Source organism: Endozoicomonas sp. ALB091 (genome assembly GCF_049310265.1).
In the GTDB taxonomy this organism is placed as follows: domain Bacteria; phylum Pseudomonadota; class Gammaproteobacteria; order Pseudomonadales; family Endozoicomonadaceae; genus Endozoicomonas.
Window position 1 is genome coordinate 479,453 of sequence record NZ_JBLYNQ010000001.1, and the last position, 22,016, is coordinate 501,468.

Below are 22,016 nucleotides of genomic sequence, written 5' to 3' on the forward strand. Positions count from 1 at the left end.
AGACACCGACGAAGCCCTTGAAGCGTTTCATTACATCCCGCCTTTTTTCAGAATGCGCCGGGTGAACAGGGCATCATCCAGCTGCACCTGGTAATTGACATTGTTGAACAGAAACCGGGACACATGACCGGTTTTATGGTTGGTGACAGTCTGCTGATGGCGGGTCCAGATACCATCAATCTGGCGGATATCTTCGGCCACATAGGTTTTCAGGTGTTTGCCTTTTTCGTCCCAGTAGTCGGTTTTGACAATAATCCAGTTGCCGGGGTGAACCAGATAACGGGTTTTGCCATAACCCAGCTCTTTAGCAATCTCTGGCGACCGGGGTGTGCCTTCAACCACCCAGGCACTGATGGCTTCGCCATCGACGGTGATATTCTCCCGGCCTGAGGTTGTGAAGGTAAAATCCTGCTCATCCACCCGGCCGGCCAGCTTGATGTCTTCATAGCTGAAGTCTGTGCCCATAAAGTAATCACCCCGGTCGGATGCCGATATCCGGCGCACCTTGCGCAGGGCGGGCAGATACAGCCACTGGTCATCGTCCCTGTGGGCCTGGGGATAGTCATAGGTGAGAAAACCGGTACCTTTGACATTTTTTGGCGACTGATAAAAGAACACTGTCCTCTTTTCCTGCCCGGCAGCCTCGCTGGCAGGAAAATACTTGCGATAGCTTTTGGTCTCGCGGGTGCGCTGTTTGCCACGACGATCAGTGAGGATCATTGTCAGATCACTGGTGGCCTGCTGGCCGTCATCCACGGCATTGACGCTGGCCACGATCTGTTCAGCCATCACCCGCCCTTCGGCTTGTTCCCGTTCCACCGCTTTTGAACTCTGAGGAGCAAACAGCAGACTGGCCAGCACCACAGAACCGGTCAGCACCATTACGCTGAACAGCGCACTCACCGGTTTGTGTGCCGGAATGTGTGCCTGTTGCCCAAAAATAAACCGGGGTTGAATCACCATCACCAGGGCAGGCAGTAAGGTCATTGCGGCCAGGAAGCTCATGGTCACAGAGAGAGCAACAATGGTGCCAAAGTAGGTGAGGGGGACCACTTTCGAGCTGATCAGCACACCAAAACCAAAGGCAATGGCCAGATAATTAAACAACAATGCCCGTCCTGTTGAGCCATAGATGGCTTGGAGATGATCCCGCAGACCGGACTTGGGATGGGCTTTCATCAGCACCCGAATCCGATCCAGGGTATGGATAGAGAAGTCGACACCCAGACCAATCGCCACAGAAGCAAACATCGATGTGCCGATACCCAGGTCAATGCCCAGCAGGGCCATGGCGGCGTACACCATCAGGATAGAGCTGATCACCGGCACCGTGGCCAGCAGACCAGCGACCAAGGAGCGAAACAGCAGGGCGGAGACAGCGCAGACACACAACAGCGCCAGCACCACACTCAACACATGGCTCGGGCCAAGATCCTTGATCCAGTGGTAGTTCACATTCACCCGGCCACTGAGATTGGCCGTGGCCTCTTCACTATTGAAGTGCTGCTCAATATACGACTGCAGCTGTTCAATGACCGGACGGGTAACCACAAACTCAGCAGTGTCAAGCCGCAGCCTGATATTGGCCAGACGGTAGTCGTAATCCACCTCTTCTTCAAAATCGGTGGGGTCGCCACTGGCAGAGTAAAGCAGGAAATACTGGGCAATCAGCGCTTCGTCTGTCGGCAGGGTGTAGAACGCGTCCCGGCCTTCGTTCAGGGACTTGTTCATCTGCTTGAGATAATCCACCACGGAGGTTGAACCATTCACATGGGGCAGGCTCTCGGCATAGGCCTGTAATTGCTCAATTCGTGTCAGGACTTCCAAGTTGAACACGCCTTCTTCGCGCGGGGTTTCCACCACAATATCGATGGTGTTGGTCCCCTGCAGATGGCTGTTGATGGCCTGGTCAGCCTGATAAATCTCTTCCTCGGGGTGGAAAGTGTGAATGCGATTTTCATTCACCTGCACCTTACTGGCCAGCCCGACGCCGACAATGGCCAGACCGGCAAAGACCACCAACGTTGCCCCAGGGCGCAGGGTGGCGAGATGACCCAGGGCCGCCATACCTCGGGAGAACAGATCACTGTGACCACGGCTTGCCAGTGTCACCCAGCGCTTGCTGACTTTGGGCTTGAGCAGGGTGATCAAGGCGGGCAGCACATACACGGAATACACCCAGGCGATAAAGACACCGAAAGCGGTGAACAGGCCAAAGGCTTCAAACGGTGGCATATAGGCAGCGGCGTACAGGCCAAGAAAGCCAGCCATGGTCGTCAGGGTGGTCAAGGTGACCGGGCGATACATCTCCTTGACTGCCGCTTCGATACAATCCCGGGGGCTCATCTCCGGGTTGCGGGCCTGGCATTCGTAGTAATGGCTGAAGATATGTATCGAGTCCGCCACCGCCATGCCGATCAGGATGACTGGCATGGCATTGGTGATCACATAAAACGGCACACCGTTGTAGGCCATAAAACCAAGCGTCATCAGCACCGAGGCCCCGATCACCAGATTGCCCAGCAGGGCAGGCATAAACCGGTGGAAAGCCACTGCCAGCATAATGGTGATGATCAGGCCTGCCAGGGGATTGAGACGGCTGGCATCGCGATCAATATAATGGCCGAGAAACCCCAGCACCGCGCCTTCGCCGGCAATATGCAGTGTTTGGTGTTCATCCAGGACAGCGCTGCCGGTGATGGCCGTTATCTGGTCGTAGGTCTGTTCCGCCAGGTCATCGCTGATCAGCTCCGCCACAATCACCGTCATCGCCTGGTCGTCTGATACCAGCATGCCGTCGTAGAGTGGGAAGTCGTTAATCGCTGCGCGGATGGCTTCGGGAGTCTGCACCAGATCATAGAAGGGAGATACATCCATCCCATCGTCCGTCCCGACAATATTATTTTCCGTCGCCAGGCTGATAGTGCGATCGGCATTGATATTGTCCAGGCTGTCGATCTGTGTGGTTAAGGTTTCAACCAGTGTGAGCGTCTCGGGCCGGTAAACACCCCGGGACGAGTTATCCTGAATGGCTATCACCAGGGGATCACTGAGGCCGAAGATCTCCCGTACCTTGTTTTTGTAAACCAGTGCCGGGTTATCCGCCGCTAGGAAAGCGTCTGCACGGGTATCCTTGTAGAGCTGTTTCAGACCACTGGCCAGGGCCGCCATCAGCAGCAATCCCAGTATCAGTATCTTCCAGGGGTGGTGAACCCCCAACAATTTAAGCGATCCCCTCAACGGTCGTTTCATGCCTCACTCCTTGATGTTTTCTTATTCTCATATGTATGTATATACATGTATTTTATGAAATTTTTTTACATGGCCATAATCGCTTCAGCGACCTGGATCAGTTGCTGGCTGTTTTTGTCGCCCAGTCGCCTGGACACATCCTGCTGTGCTTCCTTCCAACGGGTTCGTGCTTGCTTAAAGATGTTTTTGCCTTCTTCGGTCAGGGAGACCATGGAGATGCGACGATCGGCCTCGCCCTGGGTCGTTTGAATATAACCGGCTTTCTGCAGCAGTTTGAGATTACGGGTGAGGGTAGTTTGCTGCAAAACCAGAACCGCCTGCAGATCTTTCTGGGCAGTGCTCTTCATATACCAGAGCGAACGAAGGATAGAGAACTGGGCAATAGTCAGGCCCAGATCACGCAGGTAGTCATCATAATGACTGGTAAGAACCCTGTTGGCCTGACGTAAGCGCAGATTAAAGCAGGGCTCAATCCCACCGTAGGGCTGACGATTGCGTGAAGATCTTGCCATAACTCAGGCCTTAGTATTTAATTTTTATTATATGTACATAAATATATTTTGTGCAACTACCCAAATATCCAGTTCTTGGGGTTTGGCCATAGAGTCGTAAGAGGCGGTTCCGTTGCAAACTGATAGTGATCTCAGAACCTGCTATTTTGTATTCAGTCATAGTAGTTTAGTTGGGTCTTCCACCATGAATTTTTCCGGTCGTCACTATCCCAAAGATCTCATTCTCCATGCTGTCCGCTGGTACCTGCGTTATAACCTGAGTTACCGGGACTTAGAGGAGATATTGGAGGAACGTGGCGTGGATATTGATCATACCACTCCCTACCGTAGGGTTCAGGAATGTGCTCCACAACTGGGGCCTCAGCCAGCAAAAACAATAAATATAAAGCAGAATCTGTGTAATTATGCCAAAAACAGCCTGCAGCAATTCCCGCAAAAAATAGAAAAATGAAGATTTTCCCTTAATTGTTTTATTGATTTTTTAGACACAAATGGTTCATTGACGTCCAGTTTTTGGAGGTCTTCAGAGAGAATCTCCTGTTCTGCAAGAGCCATGAGGTTATGCAGTTCATTTTCGTAATCCTCCCAGTGGAGCTCATGGCGTGACTGGCGAAGAAGAGATAACCGATGTTGCAGCATCTCGATTGCAGGGCAGTGATTACTAGCGGGAATGGTCAGTGGGTGACATACTTCCATGGAGGGCGGCCTCTCGCAGATGATTCTTTTGTCACATGAAAATCATAGCTGCGTTTGGTCGCCTTTCTTGTTCGGGTATTTTGGCTCTGGGACGTAAATTCTATGCTCCAGGGTCTGTAGTTGTGCTCAGTATGAGACTTTCACCCATAAGATTCATGACTGCTTGAAACGTTGGTTTTGTCTCTAAGTTTCATAGCAAAAATTCTGTCAGCTCACTTTTTTTGTCGTGTACAGAGACCTTCACTATAAAAATGTCGTAAATTCAGCAGGGGAATAAATTTCAGAAACATGAGGAAATTGCACTCAAAGGATAGTGCGTTTTATGTACAGTGAACTTTTCGAGGGAATGGGCGCAATACCCCATCAGGGTGTGCCGGTGGGAGCCCTGCAAAAAGAGCTGGACATTCCGGGTTCAACCCTTTCCCATCATATTTCAGCCCTGGTCTCTGTGGGGCTGGTTAAGCAGAAGCGGGATGGCAGGACACTGTATTGCATTCCCCAGTTCGCCACCTTCAATGAGGTCATGGGGTTTCTCAGCGAGGAGTGTTGTGCGGACGAGTCAACGTAATCAGGCGGGGTAGGTTACCAGTGCCTGATCCATCAGGAACTGGTAACCGGATCAATTAAGCAGCCATAGAGCGCTTTTTCATATAAACCAGCAATAGAGATACGGCAGCAGGCGTCATCCCCTGGATACGGGAAGCACGGCCCAGTGTCTCCGGACGGGCATCCGTCAGCTTCTGCTTCAGCTCGTTGGAAAGCCCTTCGATCAATGTGTAGTCCAGCGCCTGTGGTATGCGGGTGTTCTCATAACGTCGCATACGGTCTATCTCTTCGGTCTGACGGTCAATATAACCCTGATACTTGGTCTGTATCTCCACCTGTTCAGCGACCTGATCATGGGTTTCCGCGTCTCCCACCAGTCCGGCCACATCGTTATAGGTCAGTTCCGGACGACGCAGCAGTTCCAGTAGGCTGTATTCACGGCTTAAAGGTTTGCTGAGCTTATTTTCCAGGGTACGGGCAGCATCACTACCGGGATGAACAAACGCTGCCCTGAGGCGCTCAGACTCCTTCTCAATACGCTCCTTCTTGTCACTGAAGGCCATCCACCTTTGATCATCCACCAGCCCCAGTGCCCGGCCTTTCTCCGTCAGGCGCAGGTCGGCGTTATCTTCCCGCAGGATCAACCGATATTCTGCCCGGCTGGTAAACATGCGGTAAGGCTCACTGGTGCCATTGGTAATCAGGTCATCCACCAGCACACCGATGTACGCTTCATCACGACGTGGGCACCAGGACTCTTTATCCTGTGCCCTGAGCGCCGCATTCATACCCGCCAACAGTCCCTGTGCGGCCGCTTCTTCATAGCCAGTGGTACCGTTGATTTGACCGGCAAAGAACAGGCCTCCAATGGCTTTGGTTTCCAGGGAGTACTTAAGTCCTCTCGGATCAAAGTAATCGTACTCGATGGCGTAACCGGGACGGGTAATATGGGCATTTTCCAGGCCACGAATGGATTGGATCAGGTTGATCTGCACATCAAAGGGCAAACTGGTGGAGATGCCATTGGGATAAAGCTCATTGGTGGACAACCCTTCCGGCTCCAGAAAGACTTGATGGGAGGTTTTATCCGCAAACCGGGTAATTTTATCCTCAATGGATGGGCAATACCTCGGACCTATCCCTTCAATTACCCCGGTAAACATGGGTGAACGGTCCAGTCCTCCACGGATGATCTCGTGGGTACGCTCATTGGTATGGGTGATATAGCAGGACACCTGTTCAGGGTGTTGCTCAACCGTGCCAAGGTAAGACATCACCGGCATCGGCGTATCCCCCGGTTGCGCTTCCATCACGGAAAAATCCACACTTCGGGCATCAATACGTGCAGGCGTCCCTGTTTTCAGGCGTCGAACATCCAGGGGCAGTTCTCTCAGCCGGTTGGCCAGGGCAATGGAGGGCGGATCACCGGCCCGGCCACCGCTGTGGTTTTCCAGACCAATATGAATTCGCCCCCCCAGAAAAGTCCCTGCGGTCAGAACAACGTTTGCGGCAAGAAAACGAACGCCCATGTTGGTCACGACACCACGCACCTGGCTGGTGTTGTCATCAACCACCAGATCATCCGCAGACTGCTGAAATATCCACAGGTTCTCCTGGTTTTCCAGAATCGAACGAATGGCGGCCTTGTAAAGTGCCCGGTCAGCCTGTGCCCGGGTAGCCCTGACCGCCGGTCCTTTTCTGCCATTGAGCACCCGAAACTGGATACCGGCAAGATCCGTCGCTGTTGCCATGGCACCGCCAAGGGCATCCACCTCTTTGACCAGATGACTTTTACCAATCCCGCCAATGGCCGGATTACAGGACATCATCCCCAGAGTTTCGATGTTATGGGTCAACAACAACGTTTTAACGCCCATACGAGCTGCCGCCAGGGCGGCCTCCGTACCGGCATGACCACCACCGATCACAATCACATCAAATTGTTTTGGGAAATCCACTGCCAACGTCTGTCACCTGTTATCAAGAGAAGATAAGGCTAGCAATTATACACCGGTTAGCCAGTGCTGTGACCCATCATTGGATAAGCGTGACCTGAAGACTTCACAGTGCCCGCCCGATAACCAGGCTTGCATAACGGGCGTGAGTGGCAACCGGTCACGTAATTTTACTCACAGCCCGTAGATCTGCCCAAAAAGTTTGGTTTTTTCTTATCAAACGACGAAGTTCTTCCAGTTAAACAACAGTAATAACAGCGAATAGCTGTTTTTTAGTGTTATCTTATTTTTTTTATTGATATTAGTGTTGATAAAATCTGTGGATAAACGTATAAAACTCTTTATTTTCAACACATTATAAATTGAACAACCCTGTTATGTTGCTGGTCACAAGGTTTAGTTAACCTGTCATTAAACTGTGGAAAAAAACGACCTTATCCACAGGGCAATTTTATAAAAAGGTTATTCCCTGCGTTGTTCATAGCTTATCTGTGTATATTTCCACATTTCCATAACGCCCGGGTACTTTGCCCGACAACCCGCTGTGATGGGATCTGCCGGGTAATCGGTGGATTTATCGCCATTGAATTTATCCACAGCGCAATAAAGCAGTTGCGAAGTCAGGGAAAATAAGTACAATTCGCAAACGATAATAATTCTTGTTTGCAGACTGCTATGAAAAAACTCCTCTCTATTACTTCCGCTATTGCTATTTCCTGTTCTTCTTTGCTGGCCCAGGCTGCTGAAGAGGTCAATATCTACTCTTATCGTCAGCCTTTTCTGATAGAGCCCATGCTGAAAGACTTTGAACAGGAAACGGGCGTAAAGGTGAACGTGGTGTTTGCCAAGAAAGGACTGGAGGAGCGTATTGAGCGGGAAGGCAAATTCAGCCCGGCAGATGTCGTACTGACTTCCGACATGATCAGTCTTTTTGATCTGGTTGATCGCCAACTGGTGCAACCCGTGAACAGTAAAACCATTAATGAGAACATCCCTGTGCACTTAAGGGATCCGGACAACCAGTGGTACTCATTAACCATGCGGGTGCGGAATATTTACAGCTCCAAACGCAGCGACAAGCCCGTTGATATCAACTACGAAGACCTGGCCAGCAGCAAGTTCAAAGGCAAGATCTGTACCCGCAGCGGCAAGCACCCCTACAACATTGGTCTGGTCGCCTCGATGATCGCCCATAACGGTGAAGCACAAACCAAACAGTGGCTGGAAGGGGTAAAAGCCAACCTGGCCCGTCGTCCCCAGGGGAATGACCGGGCCCAGGTCAAAGCGATCAAAGAGGGGGTTTGTGATGTCTCTCTGGGCAACAGCTACTACTTTGGCAAGATGATGAAGAATGATGATCAGAAAGCCTGGGCTGATGCCGTTTATATTAACTTCCCGAACCAGAAGACGGTGGGTTCCCATGTCAACATCAGTGGCATGGTGATGGCAAAGTACGCACCGAACAAGGATAATGCCCTCAGGCTGATGGAGTACCTGGCCAGTGAAGAGGCTCAGTCCATTTATGCCCGGGACAATATGGAATACCCGGTCAACCCGAACGTTCCAGTGTCTGACACCGTGGCTGCATGGGGAGAATTCAAGGCGGATCCACTGCCTATTTCAGACATTGCCGCCAACCGAACCAAGGCTCAACGTCTTCTGGACGAAGTAAAATTTGATCTATAGATCTCATTAGTGCATGAATCACAACTTACCAACCTACTGGAGGGCTGGCAGCTGGCTGCTGGCCCTTTTACTTTTTTCCCCTGTTATCGCCCTGATCCTGGAGGCTTTCACCCCTGCCGGTGAGTTATTTGATCATCTTTGGGATACCGTCCTGACCACCTACATCGTGAACAGTGTTCTTCTGATTCTCGGGGTAGGGGGACTTGGGGCTGTTCTGGCGATCCCTGCCGCCTGGGTGATGGCCAATGCCCGGATTCCGGCAAGAGATCAGCTCCAGTGGTTACTGGTATTACCACTGGCCATGCCATCCTACGTTATTGCCTATATCTATACCGACCTGCTGGAATTTGCCGGACCAGTGCAGCGTTTTCTCAGAGCGCTCACGGGTTGGACGTCAGCCGCAGACTATTCCTTCCCGGAGATACGCAGCCTGGGCGGTGCCATTATAGTGCTTGCCCTGGTGCTTTATCCCTATCTGTATCTGCTGGCAAGAACCGCGTTTCTTGAGCAATCGAAAAGCCAGACCCTGGCCAGCCGACTGTTAGGTTGCTCACCTCTGCACAGTTTTTTCCGGGTAACCCTGCCCATGGCCCGTCCCGCCATCATTACCGGTCTGGCGCTTATGGGCATGGAAGCCCTGGGTGATTTTGCCACAGTAAGCTATTTTTCCGTGCCCACATTAACCACGGCGGTATACGACACCTGGCTAGGTTATGGCAGCCTGAATGCGGCGGCAAAAATCTCGGCCATGATGTTGCTGGTGGTCATGTTGTTGATCAGCATGGAAAAATACAGCCGTCGTAAACAGCAGCTGTACCAGAAAAATACCGGGCAGGAGCAGCGGGAGTTGATCGAGCTTTCTGGCTGGTCAAAATGGCTGGCTATCGGCTGGTGCTGGCTGCTGGTCACCCTGGGCTTTTTGCTGCCTTCTCTGGTGCTGGTGGAGTACCTGATTGTCTATTTCGATGATTCATGGAGCAGTGCTCTGTTTGAATATGGTATCAACAGTCTGATGGTTTCCGGTTCCGCAGCTGCTGTTGCCTGCTTTATTGCCTTGTTCCTGGGCGTTTATCAGCGTTTACAGCGCACGAGCTTGTCCCGTATCCCTGCTCGCCTGGCCTCCACCGGTTACGCCCTGCCGGGCAATGTTCTGGCCATTGGGGTACTGATCCCTCTGACGCTCTCGGATAATGTGCTCAACGAACTGCTGATTCACTGGCACCAGTCGCCGGTTGGGCTTATTCTCAGTGGTTCTGCCATTACCCTGGTGTTTGCCTACGTGGTACGTTTCTCCGCTGTCGCCGTTGGCAGCGTTGAGTCCAGTCTTGGGCGAGTGTCTCCTTCACTGGATATGGCCAGCCGAACCCTGGGGTGTAACCCCGGGGAAATGGTCAAGCGTGTGCATCTGCCGTTGATCCGTAAAGGCATGCTGGCAGGGCTGCTGCTGGTATTTATTGAGGGTATGAAAGAGCTGCCTGCCACACTGCTACTGCGCCCCTTTAATTTTGAAACACTGGCCACCCGGGTCTTCCAATATGTGTCTGATGAGCAGCTGGAATATGCGGCACCTGCCGCATTGGTGCTGGTTCTGGTAGGATTGGTGCCCCTTATTATGCTTAATCGCTCTCTGGAAAGGCAGGAACAGCAATGAGTGCCCTGAACATCACTGAACTTGCCTGTGCTTATGATCGGTCAGCCAGAAAAAGCAGCGCCACTGGCGATCCTCTGGTCCTGTCCGGGGTAAACCTGGCCATAGAGGATGGTGAAATTGTCTGCCTGCTGGGTCGCAGTGGCTGTGGTAAGTCGACCTTATTAAAAGCGATCGCCGGTTTGATTCAACCGGTATCCGGCACCATTGAACTGCATGGCCGGGAAGTCAGCTCAGCTGCCCGGGTAACACCGCCAGAGCAGCGGGGCATCGGCATGATCTTTCAGGATTATGCCCTGTTTCCCCACCTGACGGTGTTTGACAACATCAGTTTTGGACTTAACAGTTTTGGACTTAAGGGTGCCTTCGGCCAGAACCAACAGACCTCCGAACAGGTCAGGCAACGGGTTCAGGATATGCTGCAGCTGGTGAATCTTTATGGTCTTGACCAGCGCTATCCACATGAACTGTCCGGAGGGCAGCAACAACGGGTGGCCATCGCCAGGGCACTGGCCAACGAGCCTTCCATTCTGTTGCTGGATGAACCGTTTTCCAATATCGACAGCCAGGTCCGTCAGCATCTGGTCAGGGAAATACGGGATATTCTGAAGCAGCAAAAAGTCGCCGGACTGTTTGTGACCCACAGTCGTGAAGAAGGTTTTGCTTTTGCGGATACCATCGCCGTCATGGGGCAGGGCAGAATCATGCAGCAGGGGACGGCCTTCGATATCTATCACTACCCTGATAACCGTTTTATTGCCGACTTTATGGGGGCCGGAAATGTTCTGCCGGCCACCATTGAAGATGAGTTTCATGTGAGCACCCCGCTGGGCGTTGTGGCATCCACCCAACCGCTCTCTGTGGAAAAGGCAGGCACAAGCCTGGAGTTGTTTATCCGGCCACAGATGGTGGCCCTCTCGGCTGTGGATAAATCTGAAGGCTTACTGTCTCAGACCTCTGCCGATACTTTTCCACAGGCAACGATTACCCGGCAGCAGTTTATGGGCAAAAGTATACGCAGCGAGATTCATCTGGACTGTTGCCAGGGGAGTTATCAGCTGGTGGCAGAGCATTCAAACCCGGTAGCCGGGAATGCCAACGTTCAACTGAACATTATTCCCCATGATCTGGTGTTGTTTGATGCTGATGGCCTGAACGCACGGCGAAAAAGAGGAACCGCACCATGATGCCCAGACATAACTGATGTCAGGCTAACCCGGATATTTCAGAAACTTGCTCCCGTTTGTCCTTTGCCGCTCTAAGTGAGTTTTGCTCAGTCGACCGTACTCCCCGGTACGGCGCTCCCTCACAAAATCCCTTAGAGCGACAAAGTCCTGAGAATTATTTCAGATATGACTTCTCTGGACTAACCTCTATCAGATTTTTCCGGAGTGATCTGATGAGAGAGTCTATCTTGCCATTGCCTCCTGCACAGGAAAAACCAGATGAACCTTGTCTGAGTGAAACGAATCCGGTTATTCCTGAACAATCAGCTCATTTTCACAGGTGGAGTATTACCTCGCTACCGGTGGAATTATTGTTGAAAATTACCGGTTATTTACCGCTTAAGGACGCGTGTAATTTGGCACTTGTTTCCAGAAGAATGCACACTGTCCTGAATGAATATGGATTATTTGAAGTTGTTCGGTGCTACGGGAATCTGAGTAAGAATGAACAGCTGTTTTACCGGGGTCTGAGTATTACCAATCAACCACTGATTCATCATCTGCGGACATCAAAAATACAAGTCATTGCCGGGCAATCGTATTGTACTGAAAATTTTCCGGCAATCTGCGCATATCACGCTGATCATTTACGCAATGAAACCATTAATGCCACCTCACTTAAATTTGTGCTGCAAAACTCGTTTGGCAGGGAAGATAACATTAGTGAATACTATCTCAATGAGAATCACAGTCGGCTGCTCATTAATGATAGTCACAGCTCTCAGTGTTCTATCTGGACGGCGGGAAGTGATGGTTGCTGGAGCAGGGAATTCACCATTAAAGCTCGCAGTTTCTTCGAATGCTTTAACAGCATTGATCGATACCATGGCAATACTGTTTTTATACCTGTTGATCCTCCCCCCTCTGATAGATCTGCTTTTAAAACCTATGGTGCTAAAGACGCTTTACTGTCGATTATTCAGCGGGATGGGAAAGGCTTATGGACTGAAACAAAGCGAATGACTGTCGCTGAGCTTTTTCCCGATCCTTATGGAATAAAAAGCCTTGATTTCAGCTTTTTATCTTTTCAGATTTCACCTGATGGGAAATCTCTGATTTATTCTGAATCTTACCGGATGAGCCTGATTTTAGGCCAGCAATTGAATGGTCAATGGCAAAACAACGGTGTTTGCATCGGACGTCGCAGTATTTTCAGCCCGGACAGTAATCATATTGCCATAAATTGTGGAAGATATATCGATTTCTATGGAAAAAGAAAGGATGGCCGTTGGTTAGCCAACGGGAAACTGGAATTTAGCATGCCTACCATGGCTCTGACAGAAGCGAGAAAAAGAGTAGAGGATTATTGTGGTTTTGACACCATTCAATTCAGTCCGGACAGTCAACATTTTGCTGCATGCTTCAATGATGCCGGGGAAGATTCCGACGACATGGATATAAATGTAGAGGATTTTTTCGTGGTTGTTTTTAGTCTTGGTGATAACGGTCGATGGTCTGAAGCGTTAAGAATCACCAAACATCAGCCGCAACCCGTTGATATTATATCGCTGGACGTAACCTTCAGTCCCGATAGCCGGTATCTGGTTGTTCATGGCGAAGATAATTTTGATATCTGGCATTTAACGGATAACAACGGTTGGGTAGCGGAAATAAAAGATCATGACTATTTCCAGAAGTCCCGCTGGGTTTTGCCTAATTCAATGGTGACATTCAATGTGGACTCCTCGGTATTTGTGCTGTTTCAGGAGGGATCTGCAATGATCTGGCAATTGGACGGGGCCGGAATGTGGCACTGCCAGCACATGTTTACTTATATTTGTGACAGGGGATATCCTCGCAGGTATGCAAACTCCGCTGTTCCTACTGCCCAGAAGCTCAGCCCGGACGGACACTCGATTATTTGTACTGACGATCGGGGGAGGCTGGATATCCAGGTGCAAAAGAAATACGGTGAATGGGTCCGGCAAACCCCGGACTCTGATTTACGACTCTGTGAACCTGATTTTAATCACGGTGGGTCCCTTTTTGCCGGCCTTGATGTTAACGACAAATCTTATCTGGTTGTACTGGGCATAACTCCAAAGGGTATCTGGCAGGAAAAGGGCCGCCTGCAAGCGGAGGGTTGCATTGACAGCTTCAAATTCAGTCCTTGCGGTCACTCCATACAGGTCAGCTCTATGGATGGCGACCGGAAAATCCTGTCTTTTTGGCAGATCGAGCGGGAACCTGACAGGCAACAAAGAATGCATTTACCGAGATCCCGGGAGGTTGACCAAGAATAGCCACCGTATGAATGTAGCAGCAGCTGCCCGATAGGGCAGTCCATTCTCAGGTAGCCTCTTACACCAGACTGCATGCCCTTCTTTAATCTGAATTTCAAGGACTATTCTACCAACCTTGTAGATAGAGGCCGGTGGAAAAAAGACTACCCATTTTCTTCTTTGCCATTGGGCAGAAAATCCGTATTACTCAGCCAGTGGATAAAACCGGGTGGTTGATTGACCGGAAAGACGTCTTCGTGCATCAAGTCATTAATGATGGTTGCTGAGCGCCAGGCCGTGAGACTTAACTGCGGCTCAACAATGCCGTGACTGTGTAAACCGGCATTCACCGCATAAATCCGTCGGTCTTCCGGGCCATCCCAGGCCACTTTAAAACTTGGGGATAGCTTGAATCGATTTTGCTGATCCATCGTTAACTGTTCCCGAATCGGTTCCAGATACTCGGGCAGTGCATTCTGAAAGCCAGTACATAGAATAACCACGTCAGCGGCCAGCTGTTCATCGCATTCTGACAATGCATTGAATAAACGCAGATCATAAAAGCCTGTGGACGTTAAGGACATATCTGCTAACGTTCGGTCCGGCAGCAATTGCCAGCTCACATCACCGTTGCCAAGATAGGTTCGGTCATAAAGCTCCCGGTAGAGTTCCAGCAGATAGGCCGGGGTAATTCCATCACTTGCCAGCTTTTGATAATTGACGATGTTCTGTTTTTTATCACTGGGCAGTGACAGAAACTGGCCCACATAGCCCGGGGTGAAATACTCATTGGTAAAGGGACTTTCATCCAGGGGTTCAAAGCCCGCTCGCCGGGATACCCAGTTCACCTGAGCAACCTTTCCCCATTGGCCTCGCAGACAGTTCAGGAAGACTTCGGCCCCGGTCTGTCCGCCACCAATAACCGCCACCCGTTTATTGGCTAAATCTACATCCTGCGTCATCAGGCTACCGGCATGGAAGCAGTCCGGGCCGAGCCATCGCCGGGTACACTCCGGGGTATAGGGTGATTTGCCGGTGCCCAGACAGAGATTCCTGGCTTTAAAGGATTGATGGTCAGACTTCAGCACAAAGTGATGATCGGTAAAGCTGACTTCCCGAATTTCAGTATCAAACGTGACCGAACTCAGGTTATTTGCCACCCAGCTCAGGTATTCAACAAACTCTGTACGACTGATGACCATTTTTTCGGTGGAGAGAAATGAGTAAAAACGCCCTTTATTGACCAGAAATGAAATAAACGACCATGGGCTTGTTGGCTGAACAGCAGTAACCAGGTCTTTCAGACAGGAAGTTTGCATATGAGCCCCCGGAAGCATTAGGCCCGGATGCCAGCCAAAGGTTGCTTTTTTGTCAAAAAACCGGGTTGAAATGGTGGGTTGACTATCCAGCAGGGCGGCCAGGCTCAAATTGAATGGCCCGGCACCCAGTCCGGCCAGTTCCAGAATATCGGTTTCGCAATCCGTGATTTTTTGCAATCTCATCGTACTTCCCTGAATGTCGTTGCTAATGGGTTGTTAAGCGGTGTACCCAGTTCCGGCAGTGGACGTTCACTGGCGTCACCATAACCCTGTTTGAATCGGACTCTGTTCAGGCAAACACGGGCCATTTCCGGTTGGAACAGGTCAAACAGTTTAAAGCGCCCGTTCAGTTCCGGATGTGCTTTCATATACAACTGCAGTTGTTTACCAAGGAGTCCGTAAAAGTCCACCTCAGAAAATCCTTTTTCCGCCAGGCCTTTTTCTGCCAGGCAAGCGGAAATAAAGCGCAGAACGCTGACAAAGTGCCCAGTCTGCAAGTCATGAATAAGGTATTCAGCGGGCAGTCTCGTAGTCACTGAGCGGGCATAGTCACTCAAGCTTTCCAGCTCAGGAAAGTCCTGATCAATAAGACGCAAGTCCCCCTGAAAATCTTTAAGAGCAACACGGACAGGCTGATGATGCTCAAGAACCACCGTGACATTCTGGCCATGGGCCACCAGGCCAACACCGTATTTACAGAGCAAATGGTAGAGTGGGATGACCACCGAATTGAACAGTCGGGTCAACCATTGTCTGGCTGACAGCCCTGAACGGCGAATGTACTCATGGATGAGCGGTTCATTGAAACCATCCCGTTGAAACAGGGTGGAGATCAGGACAGCACGTTCAGATGTCTTGATTTTGTCGTGTACACTCTGTCGCCAGATGCAGCCCAGCATCTCATGATAACGATAGGGAGCATCCTCAACCTGGGTAAATATCGGGTTGGGGTAGAAGGCACCTGCGGGCTCTTCAAGGATGATGACGCCCCGGTTTGCCAGCGTTGGGTCAGTATTCACAATATTGGCCAGCCACCTGGATATCATCGGCCCGGCCTTGATGTATTGACCGGGAATACCCCGATAGCAGGAGGTGTTTAAAATCGAGAGCGGCAGCTTAATGTTCAACTGTTTGGGTCTCTGCCGGTTTGATAGCGTACGCAGAGACTGTTGCGGCAACATCGGGTCACCAAAAGCCCCCAGATGAACGATACGATCCGCAGCAATCTCGCCAGCAAATAAATTCACCAGCTTGTTTTGCCATTGCCATGGGTGAACCGGCAGCAGGAAATACGCGTCTGCTGTTAAATTCATTCCATGAAAGACGTCTAAAAGCTTAGCCTGAGCCTGCGTATCAAGCACTGCAGACAATAATGCCTGCTCAGAAAGGTCATCTATTTTGGATAGCTGACAATGCTCTCGGCTGACGGCCAGCCATTCCAGTTGAATCTCCGGCAGAAATTCGGTGGCATAGGCCTCATAGTCATTGCCCCCCCAACCGATACGGCCTTTGCTGACGGTCACTTTCGGGTGACCATCCAGATAACATTGGAGTTCATCATCGGTCAGGTCAATCAACTCAGCGGCAGTTTTTTGATGGTAGTTCTGCTGTACCCGAACTTCGGCCATCAGGGTGTTGGCCAGCTCTTCCAGAAAATTTGCCAATATTACCGACGTGAGATGAAGCTCTGTCCGGGCATCAATAAATAACTGACTGACATCCGAAAATGACGAGCACTGACCATCAGATCCGGTACGAATAATGGAGGCCGGGTCAATGATCAATTGATCCCAGACGGTTCGCCAGGCTGCAAACTGATAGCGGGTGCCACTTTGCAGCTCCAGGGTGAAATCACCGTTATCAAGCTCCAGTGGTGAAATTGCTTCTTCCCAGCTCAGTTCACTGAGACTTTTTGCCAGCAAACGTTGATTAGCCTGTAACCAGAAAGAGGAGGGTTTGGTCTTCAGTGGACTCTTCAGTAGACTCTTTAGTAGAGACTGTGTGACCGCCTGATTCATAGCTGTACCTCCCTGAAAAACGTACGTCGATAACCGTTTACCAGGGCTGCCCGTTTATGGGGGAAATCAAATGTTTTGACAAACGACCAACCGGCAGGTGCCAGTAACTTCAATAAACGCCGATTGTCGGCCCTTGGCTCACCAACCAATCGGCCGGTTCTCGGATCGTCCAGATAGAGGAAGTGGGTTATGGATTTGGTCCAGCTGTTGGAAAACCGTTTTCCCAAGAAGTCCGGGTTTCCCACCAGCAGATGAAAACCACGGTCCCATGGCTGGCAGTCATAATAGGGAGCAATGCGATCTTCCATCGCCCAGTAAAGCTCAAAGTAACCAAAAGGTTCACCGTTAATGCTGCCTACCAGGGGCCAGGTTTTTCTGTCTTTGAGCAGCGTTTGCAGGTAGTTGCGCAGCTCTTCCCTGCTCTTTGCCAGTTCCCAGAACTCAGCAACTCGCGGCTGATTCATCCACTGATGAAAAGTGGCCAGGTCTTCCTCCGGATCAATGGAGCGGAACGAAATAGTGAGATCATTCTGATAATCATAACGCTGATAAACGACACCGGAAGGTTGTAACGGTCGCAGCGGGTGGGAAATGCCATTACTGTTTTCCGTCCAGATTTCTGGTGTCAGTACATTGTTGTTTTGCCAATGCCAAAGCGTACGATTCTGGTAAAAACCGGTTCTGACGTTGATGCTCTCCCCGGAGGTCTGATCGATATCATGTCGCCATGACCCTGACTCCAGCTGTTCAGATATCAGGGGAGACAAGTGAATTTGTTCCAGCGTTGGATGGTTTGCATACAGATAATCCAGGCCTGCCGCCATAAGATGATCGGGAATCCTGTCCTGCAGGTCGGAGCTATTGGCCGGAGAAATAACCAGCCTGTCGGTGCCAGAGATGCTCAAATGCAGTGAAGTGGTAGCATCATTGATCAACAGTGTGTTGGTGCTGAGAGGCTTCAGTATTATCTCCGGATGCAGAATACCCGGCAGTGTTTTTTCTGGAAGTTTCATTGTTGTTGTCATTGCTGTCCCTGTTTACGGATTTTTGGCGATTAAGGTAGAAGTTCGTCCTGTGACAACCCCACGAGTGGGTTTAATAGCGGGTGATACACTGCCAGAGGATTTTCCAGGGTGTTCTCATTCATATCGCAGTAAGAGCAATAAAAGTTGCCTTTTGACCAGAGTTCAGGGCTATTGAGAATGTAGTCCAGACAACCTGTATCTCTGGGATCAGACGCTCTGAGTTTCATCAGAAACTCTCTCAGAGCCATCAGCAGTGAAGATTCTGAAGTGACTTGCCCGGCCCCAAGGGCACTGATGACACCAAAGGTGGAATTGATGATCAGATAATAGGTAAATAACCAGTTGCCCAGTTCACCATCCACATGATGCTCCTGCTGTCTGGTTTCTGCTGAGATCGTCTCCGCCAGAAGTTCACGGGCGGTATGGCTGTAGCCCGTTCCCTGGCAATCACGGAAATAGACTTTCCGGGGATAACCCTGTTTCAGAGTGATCAACAGGTTCTGCTGATGGGCACCAAATAAAAGACCAAAGTCTGACTGCCCGATCATTAGCGGTTCTACGACGGTTGACAGGTATTGGTTAAACCAGCGAACAGCTATTCTTTCTGGTGGAAGCTGCTCTTTGTCAGCCAGTTTCCGGATCAGTGAAACCAGCCTTGATGCACCGTCAGGATTATCCTGGGTCAGGCTCGCCAGTAACTCGGTTGACCTCAATGTTTGAACGTTATTGAATGGATTTTCCCGCAGAACCATCATGGTCTCTGGCAATATCTGTCCATCCGGTCCCCTGATCGCCCCATGGGCAGGCTCGGTGATCACCTCAAAGTCCGGGTAGCGCTGCTTCATTTCCGTGCCAATGGACGTATGATATTTCACCTGATGGATCTCTTTGCCGCGAATCACCTCTTTAGGTAACAGGTGGCGCACAGAGTTGGTCAGTTTTACGCTGAGTGAATACTTCAACATGAAAGACGCGTGGCTGGCATGCAGGGAACGCACGGATGATGTTGCTCTCCAGTCACTGCCCTTTAATCCATAATCAACCAGTTTTTTTTCCTGAATCAACTGACGTATATAGTTACTTTTCAGCCACTGTTCAGCCTGCCATGGATGGGCAGGCAAGAGCGTTTGATGCTCCGGGGTTCCATGGAGTAATGCAGCTGGAAAGTTCTGGTCTTCTTCTGCCAGTTGTCTGGTCAGTTCACTGAACGACAGTGTATGAACACTGTCGGCATCGAGCAGGTCGGAGTCTATGGCAAACCAATGTAGCTTGAAGCTGCTACCAAACTCAGGCATATACCGGGCGGCATCATCCCGACTGAATTGATCATAACTTTTCGGGCAGGGATGGACAGAGTGCCCTGCCAGCAGTGACTGTTCTGAAGTCTGAAAATCCCCGGGAGCATTAAAAATAGCGTCTAATGATGGCTGACGGGCTCTCAGATTGGTTTCAATATTGTTAACACTGTGATGAACCCGTTCCAGGAAGTTTCTCCGGCTCTGTGGATCGCTCTGCCAGAGAATATCCCCACTGACCAGCAACTGAACGGCCTCTATAAAAGTGATGGGAGTAGCCGTTGCTTTTGCCGGGCTCGATAAAATGACTGGCATTAAAAACTGGTGACGCCCGGTTATTGAAAAGTGACTGATACATACCAATAGCGATACATCATGAACAGGGATATTGATCACATGATCAATGTTCTTCCCGATGGCAGAGTTCAATTGTGATCGATAACGCTCTATCACTTTAAACTCATTAACTTTATGTAATGTCCAGCCTTGCCATTCTCGCAGGAGCGCATTAAAAAAACAGTTAGCGCTCAGCACTTCAGCCTGGTTTCTGACAATAGCCGCATCACTTCGCCGTTGAGCATCCACGCTATCGGGGGATATGCCGGACATTATTTTATCAGCCGACGATTTCAGTATTGAATCTGAGGACATCATTATTATTTCAGTTTTTATGGTTCAACGAATTACGCTCTCATCAACAACGTTGTTGAGAGTTAGTTATTAAAAGTTTTAATAGGGGTTGGTCATCAATTCTTAACTTATTCACCAACCCATTTTCCTTTTCAACGGTCTGTTATTTTCACTTTTTAAAATCGATCCCGTTCTGGATTGGGTTGTCATCCTATATGATAACAATTATCATTTGCAACAAATTGAATAATAAATGTGCAGCATTGAGAATTGAACATGCCGGAAAATGCGTTATATCACGTTTCAACAGACACCCATTCCGGGCAGCGCTCTTTCGGACAACGCTCTTTCGGACAAAACCCTGCCCGGAATAACTTCTGTCGTTTGATCGCGGTATTCCTGCTGGGAACTGGCCAGACAACGCTGCTGATCAGCCTGCCAGCCATTCTGGAAGAGACCGGAATTGGCTATGGTGTGCTCAGCACCATGGTTGCTCTCGGTACCGGATTGTTTATCGTATCGGCCCCCATCTGGGGACGGATATCAGACAGATATGGTCGTATACCTGTAATCATCTCGGGTACCGTCGGCATAGCCCTGAGCTTTTTGATGCTGACCCTGTCTATTCAGGGAGTAGTGTCTGACGTGCTGAATCAACAGCAGGCAATTTTCTTAATGTTCTCTGCCCGCATCGTCTATGGGCTGCTTGCATCTGGCTTGTACCCGGCAGTTCAGGCATGGGTAATTGACGACAGTAGTCCGTCAAATCGAGCCAGAATGCTCAGTCGCATCACCGCCAGTATTAATGTAGGTCGGCTATCAGGCCCCCTGGTGCCAGCCATATTCATCAGCTGGGGAAGTGCTTTTCCCATCGGTGTCGTATCGCTGCTGGCTATGGTTCTCTTCATTCTGCTAGTCATTTTATCCGTTGTATCAGTCAGGCATGACAAGATGTCAGCAGCCAGTAATGGCAATGTGCGCTTATTGGGATTAATGACAGAGACCTGGCCGTTGCTGTTACTGGCGTGCTCAGTCACCACGTTGTTTGGTTTTCTGCAATACCTGGCCGGTCCCCGACTTCATCTTATTGTTCATGACGGAGTCACCACCACCCGATTACTGTCAATCCTGATGATGCTGGCAGCACTGTCGACCATTATTGCCCATCTGGTCGCTGCCCGGTGGGTTCAGCGAAATCTGGTCATGGCATTGAAGTGTGGGAGTGTGTTGTTGCTGATCGGCAGTATGTTCATGGTGACCGGTGAGCGCCTGTTCTGGCTGGCCAGCGGACTGACCATCAGCGCCGCTTCGGTTGCTTTATTAACCCCCGCCTATACGGCATTGGCATCTGCTCAGGCCAGCAGTCAGCAGGGTGCTCTTACCGGCATGCTCACTATGATTCATACCATTGGCTATACGCTGGGTGCTTTGCTGGCCGGCACGATGAACAGTAATGGCTGGCAGCAGGAGTTGGTCGGGGTGCTGGTTGCCAGCGTATCACTGATGATCACTTTTTTATGGGTTGATCATAAACACGGGAAGTCATTATGTCTGCGATTCAAATGATGGGTTGGCCCATGGTTACCATCCGCTTTAATGCTCCGGCAACGGATCAGGATGCACAGGATTGGTTACATGAGTTATCCGGGCTTCTGGACAGAAAAGAGCCCTTCAGCATGGTAATACATGCACAGCCTAATAGTGAATTTTCACCTGTAGCCCGTAAATTGCTTGGAGTCTGGTTTAAGGAGAAACGGCAGTTGCTGGGCTTATATTGTTCCGGTGTCGCCAGACTGGTTGGCTCGGAACAAGAGGGCGACCGTGTGGTCAGTAAAAACATGCAAAATGCCATGCCGTTTCCCATGAAGGCGTGCCTGGATTGGAGCGAAGCAAGGGATTGGGCAATGGATCGAATACAGGATAACAAGAAAATTACTTGAAGGATCAAATGATAATCAATATCATTCGCAACCATCTCAAAACAAC

At 50.3% G+C, this 22,016-nt stretch carries 14 protein-coding genes and 1 pseudogene; 8 read left to right on the top strand and 7 right to left on the bottom strand.

The genetic code is table 11. The features are described 5' to 3' along the window. Nucleotides 1-30: 30 nt before the first annotated feature. On the bottom strand, nt 31-3,252 hold the full coding sequence (locus tag ACO6UX_RS02145; RefSeq protein WP_422444423.1) for an outer membrane lipoprotein-sorting protein: 3,222 nt from the start codon (nt 3,250-3,252) through the stop codon (nt 31-33). A gap of 65 nt (nt 3,253-3,317) precedes the next feature. Then, entirely contained in the window at nt 3,318-3,764 is a 447-nt protein-coding gene (locus tag ACO6UX_RS02150; RefSeq protein WP_422444425.1) for a MarR family winged helix-turn-helix transcriptional regulator, read from the bottom strand. 184 nt (nt 3,765-3,948) lie between these two features. Here ACO6UX_RS02150 and ACO6UX_RS02155 point away from each other — a divergent pair. Further along, nucleotides 3,949-4,128: pseudogene (locus ACO6UX_RS02155) on the top strand (IS6 family transposase); the annotation flags it as partial. A 654-nt stretch (nt 4,129-4,782) separates the two neighbouring features. Next, complete coding sequence (locus ACO6UX_RS02160; RefSeq protein ID WP_422444427.1) at nt 4,783-5,028, top strand: ArsR/SmtB family transcription factor; 246 nt, start codon at nt 4,783-4,785, stop codon at nt 5,026-5,028. A gap of 55 nt (nt 5,029-5,083) precedes the next feature. Here the strand turns inward: ACO6UX_RS02160 and mnmG are convergent, their stop codons facing one another. Beyond that, complete coding sequence (gene mnmG, locus ACO6UX_RS02165) at nt 5,084-6,964, bottom strand: tRNA uridine-5-carboxymethylaminomethyl(34) synthesis enzyme MnmG (protein WP_422444429.1); 1,881 nt, start codon at nt 6,962-6,964, stop codon at nt 5,084-5,086. 672 nt (nt 6,965-7,636) lie between these two features. Between mnmG and ACO6UX_RS02170 the strand changes: the two genes are divergently transcribed. The 4 genes from ACO6UX_RS02170 (at nt 7,637) to ACO6UX_RS02185 (ending at nt 13,764) form a co-directional block, all read left to right on the top strand. Next, nucleotides 7,637-8,647, top strand: a complete 1,011-nt coding sequence (locus ACO6UX_RS02170; RefSeq protein WP_422444431.1) for a Fe(3+) ABC transporter substrate-binding protein — start codon at nt 7,637-7,639, stop codon at nt 8,645-8,647. A 13-nt stretch (nt 8,648-8,660) separates the two neighbouring features. Next, nucleotides 8,661-10,298 carry an ABC transporter permease gene (locus tag ACO6UX_RS02175; protein WP_422444433.1) on the top strand — a complete coding sequence of 546 codons (1,638 nt, stop codon included), beginning with the start codon at nt 8,661-8,663 and terminating at the stop codon, nt 10,296-10,298. Continuing rightward, a complete protein-coding gene (locus ACO6UX_RS02180) occupies nt 10,295-11,482 on the top strand; it encodes an ABC transporter ATP-binding protein (RefSeq protein ID WP_422444435.1) in 1,188 nt (395 codons plus the stop codon). Before ACO6UX_RS02175 ends, ACO6UX_RS02180 begins: the two co-directional genes overlap by 4 nt. Nucleotides 11,483-11,694: 212 nt before the next feature. Next, entirely contained in the window at nt 11,695-13,764 is a 2,070-nt protein-coding gene (locus tag ACO6UX_RS02185; protein ID WP_422444437.1) for an F-box-like domain-containing protein, read from the top strand. 143 nt (nt 13,765-13,907) lie between these two features. On the opposite strand, the gene ACO6UX_RS02190 is transcribed toward ACO6UX_RS02185, so the two are convergent. Genes ACO6UX_RS02190 through ACO6UX_RS02205 form a run of 4 tightly spaced genes read right to left on the bottom strand, consistent with a single transcriptional unit; the run spans nt 13,908 to nt 20,054 of the window. Beyond that, nucleotides 13,908-15,245 (bottom strand): lysine N(6)-hydroxylase/L-ornithine N(5)-oxygenase family protein, encoded by a 1,338-nt coding sequence (locus ACO6UX_RS02190; protein ID WP_422444439.1) that lies wholly within the window; start codon nt 15,243-15,245, stop codon nt 13,908-13,910. Further along, a complete protein-coding gene (locus tag ACO6UX_RS02195; protein WP_422444441.1) occupies nt 15,242-17,080 on the bottom strand; it encodes an IucA/IucC family protein in 1,839 nt (612 codons plus the stop codon). Before ACO6UX_RS02195 ends, ACO6UX_RS02190 begins: the two co-directional genes overlap by 4 nt. Then, nucleotides 17,077-18,093: a GNAT family N-acetyltransferase gene (locus ACO6UX_RS02200; protein ID WP_422444443.1), complete on the bottom strand. Its 1,017-nt coding sequence runs from the start codon at nt 18,091-18,093 to the stop codon at nt 17,077-17,079. Before ACO6UX_RS02200 ends, ACO6UX_RS02195 begins: the two co-directional genes overlap by 4 nt. 41 nt (nt 18,094-18,134) lie before the next feature. After that, nucleotides 18,135-20,054, bottom strand: coding sequence for an IucA/IucC family protein (locus ACO6UX_RS02205; protein WP_422444445.1), 1,920 nt, complete (start codon nt 20,052-20,054; stop codon nt 18,135-18,137). A gap of 252 nt (nt 20,055-20,306) precedes the next feature. Here ACO6UX_RS02205 and ACO6UX_RS02210 point away from each other — a divergent pair, with 252 nt between their 5' ends. Beyond that, nucleotides 20,307-21,596 (top strand): MFS transporter, encoded by a 1,290-nt coding sequence (locus tag ACO6UX_RS02210; RefSeq protein ID WP_422444447.1) that lies wholly within the window; start codon nt 20,307-20,309, stop codon nt 21,594-21,596. Beyond that, nucleotides 21,578-21,970, top strand: coding sequence for a hypothetical protein (locus ACO6UX_RS02215; protein WP_422444449.1), 393 nt, complete (start codon nt 21,578-21,580; stop codon nt 21,968-21,970). Before ACO6UX_RS02210 ends, ACO6UX_RS02215 begins: the two co-directional genes overlap by 19 nt. Nucleotides 21,971-22,016: the final 46 nt, after the last annotated feature.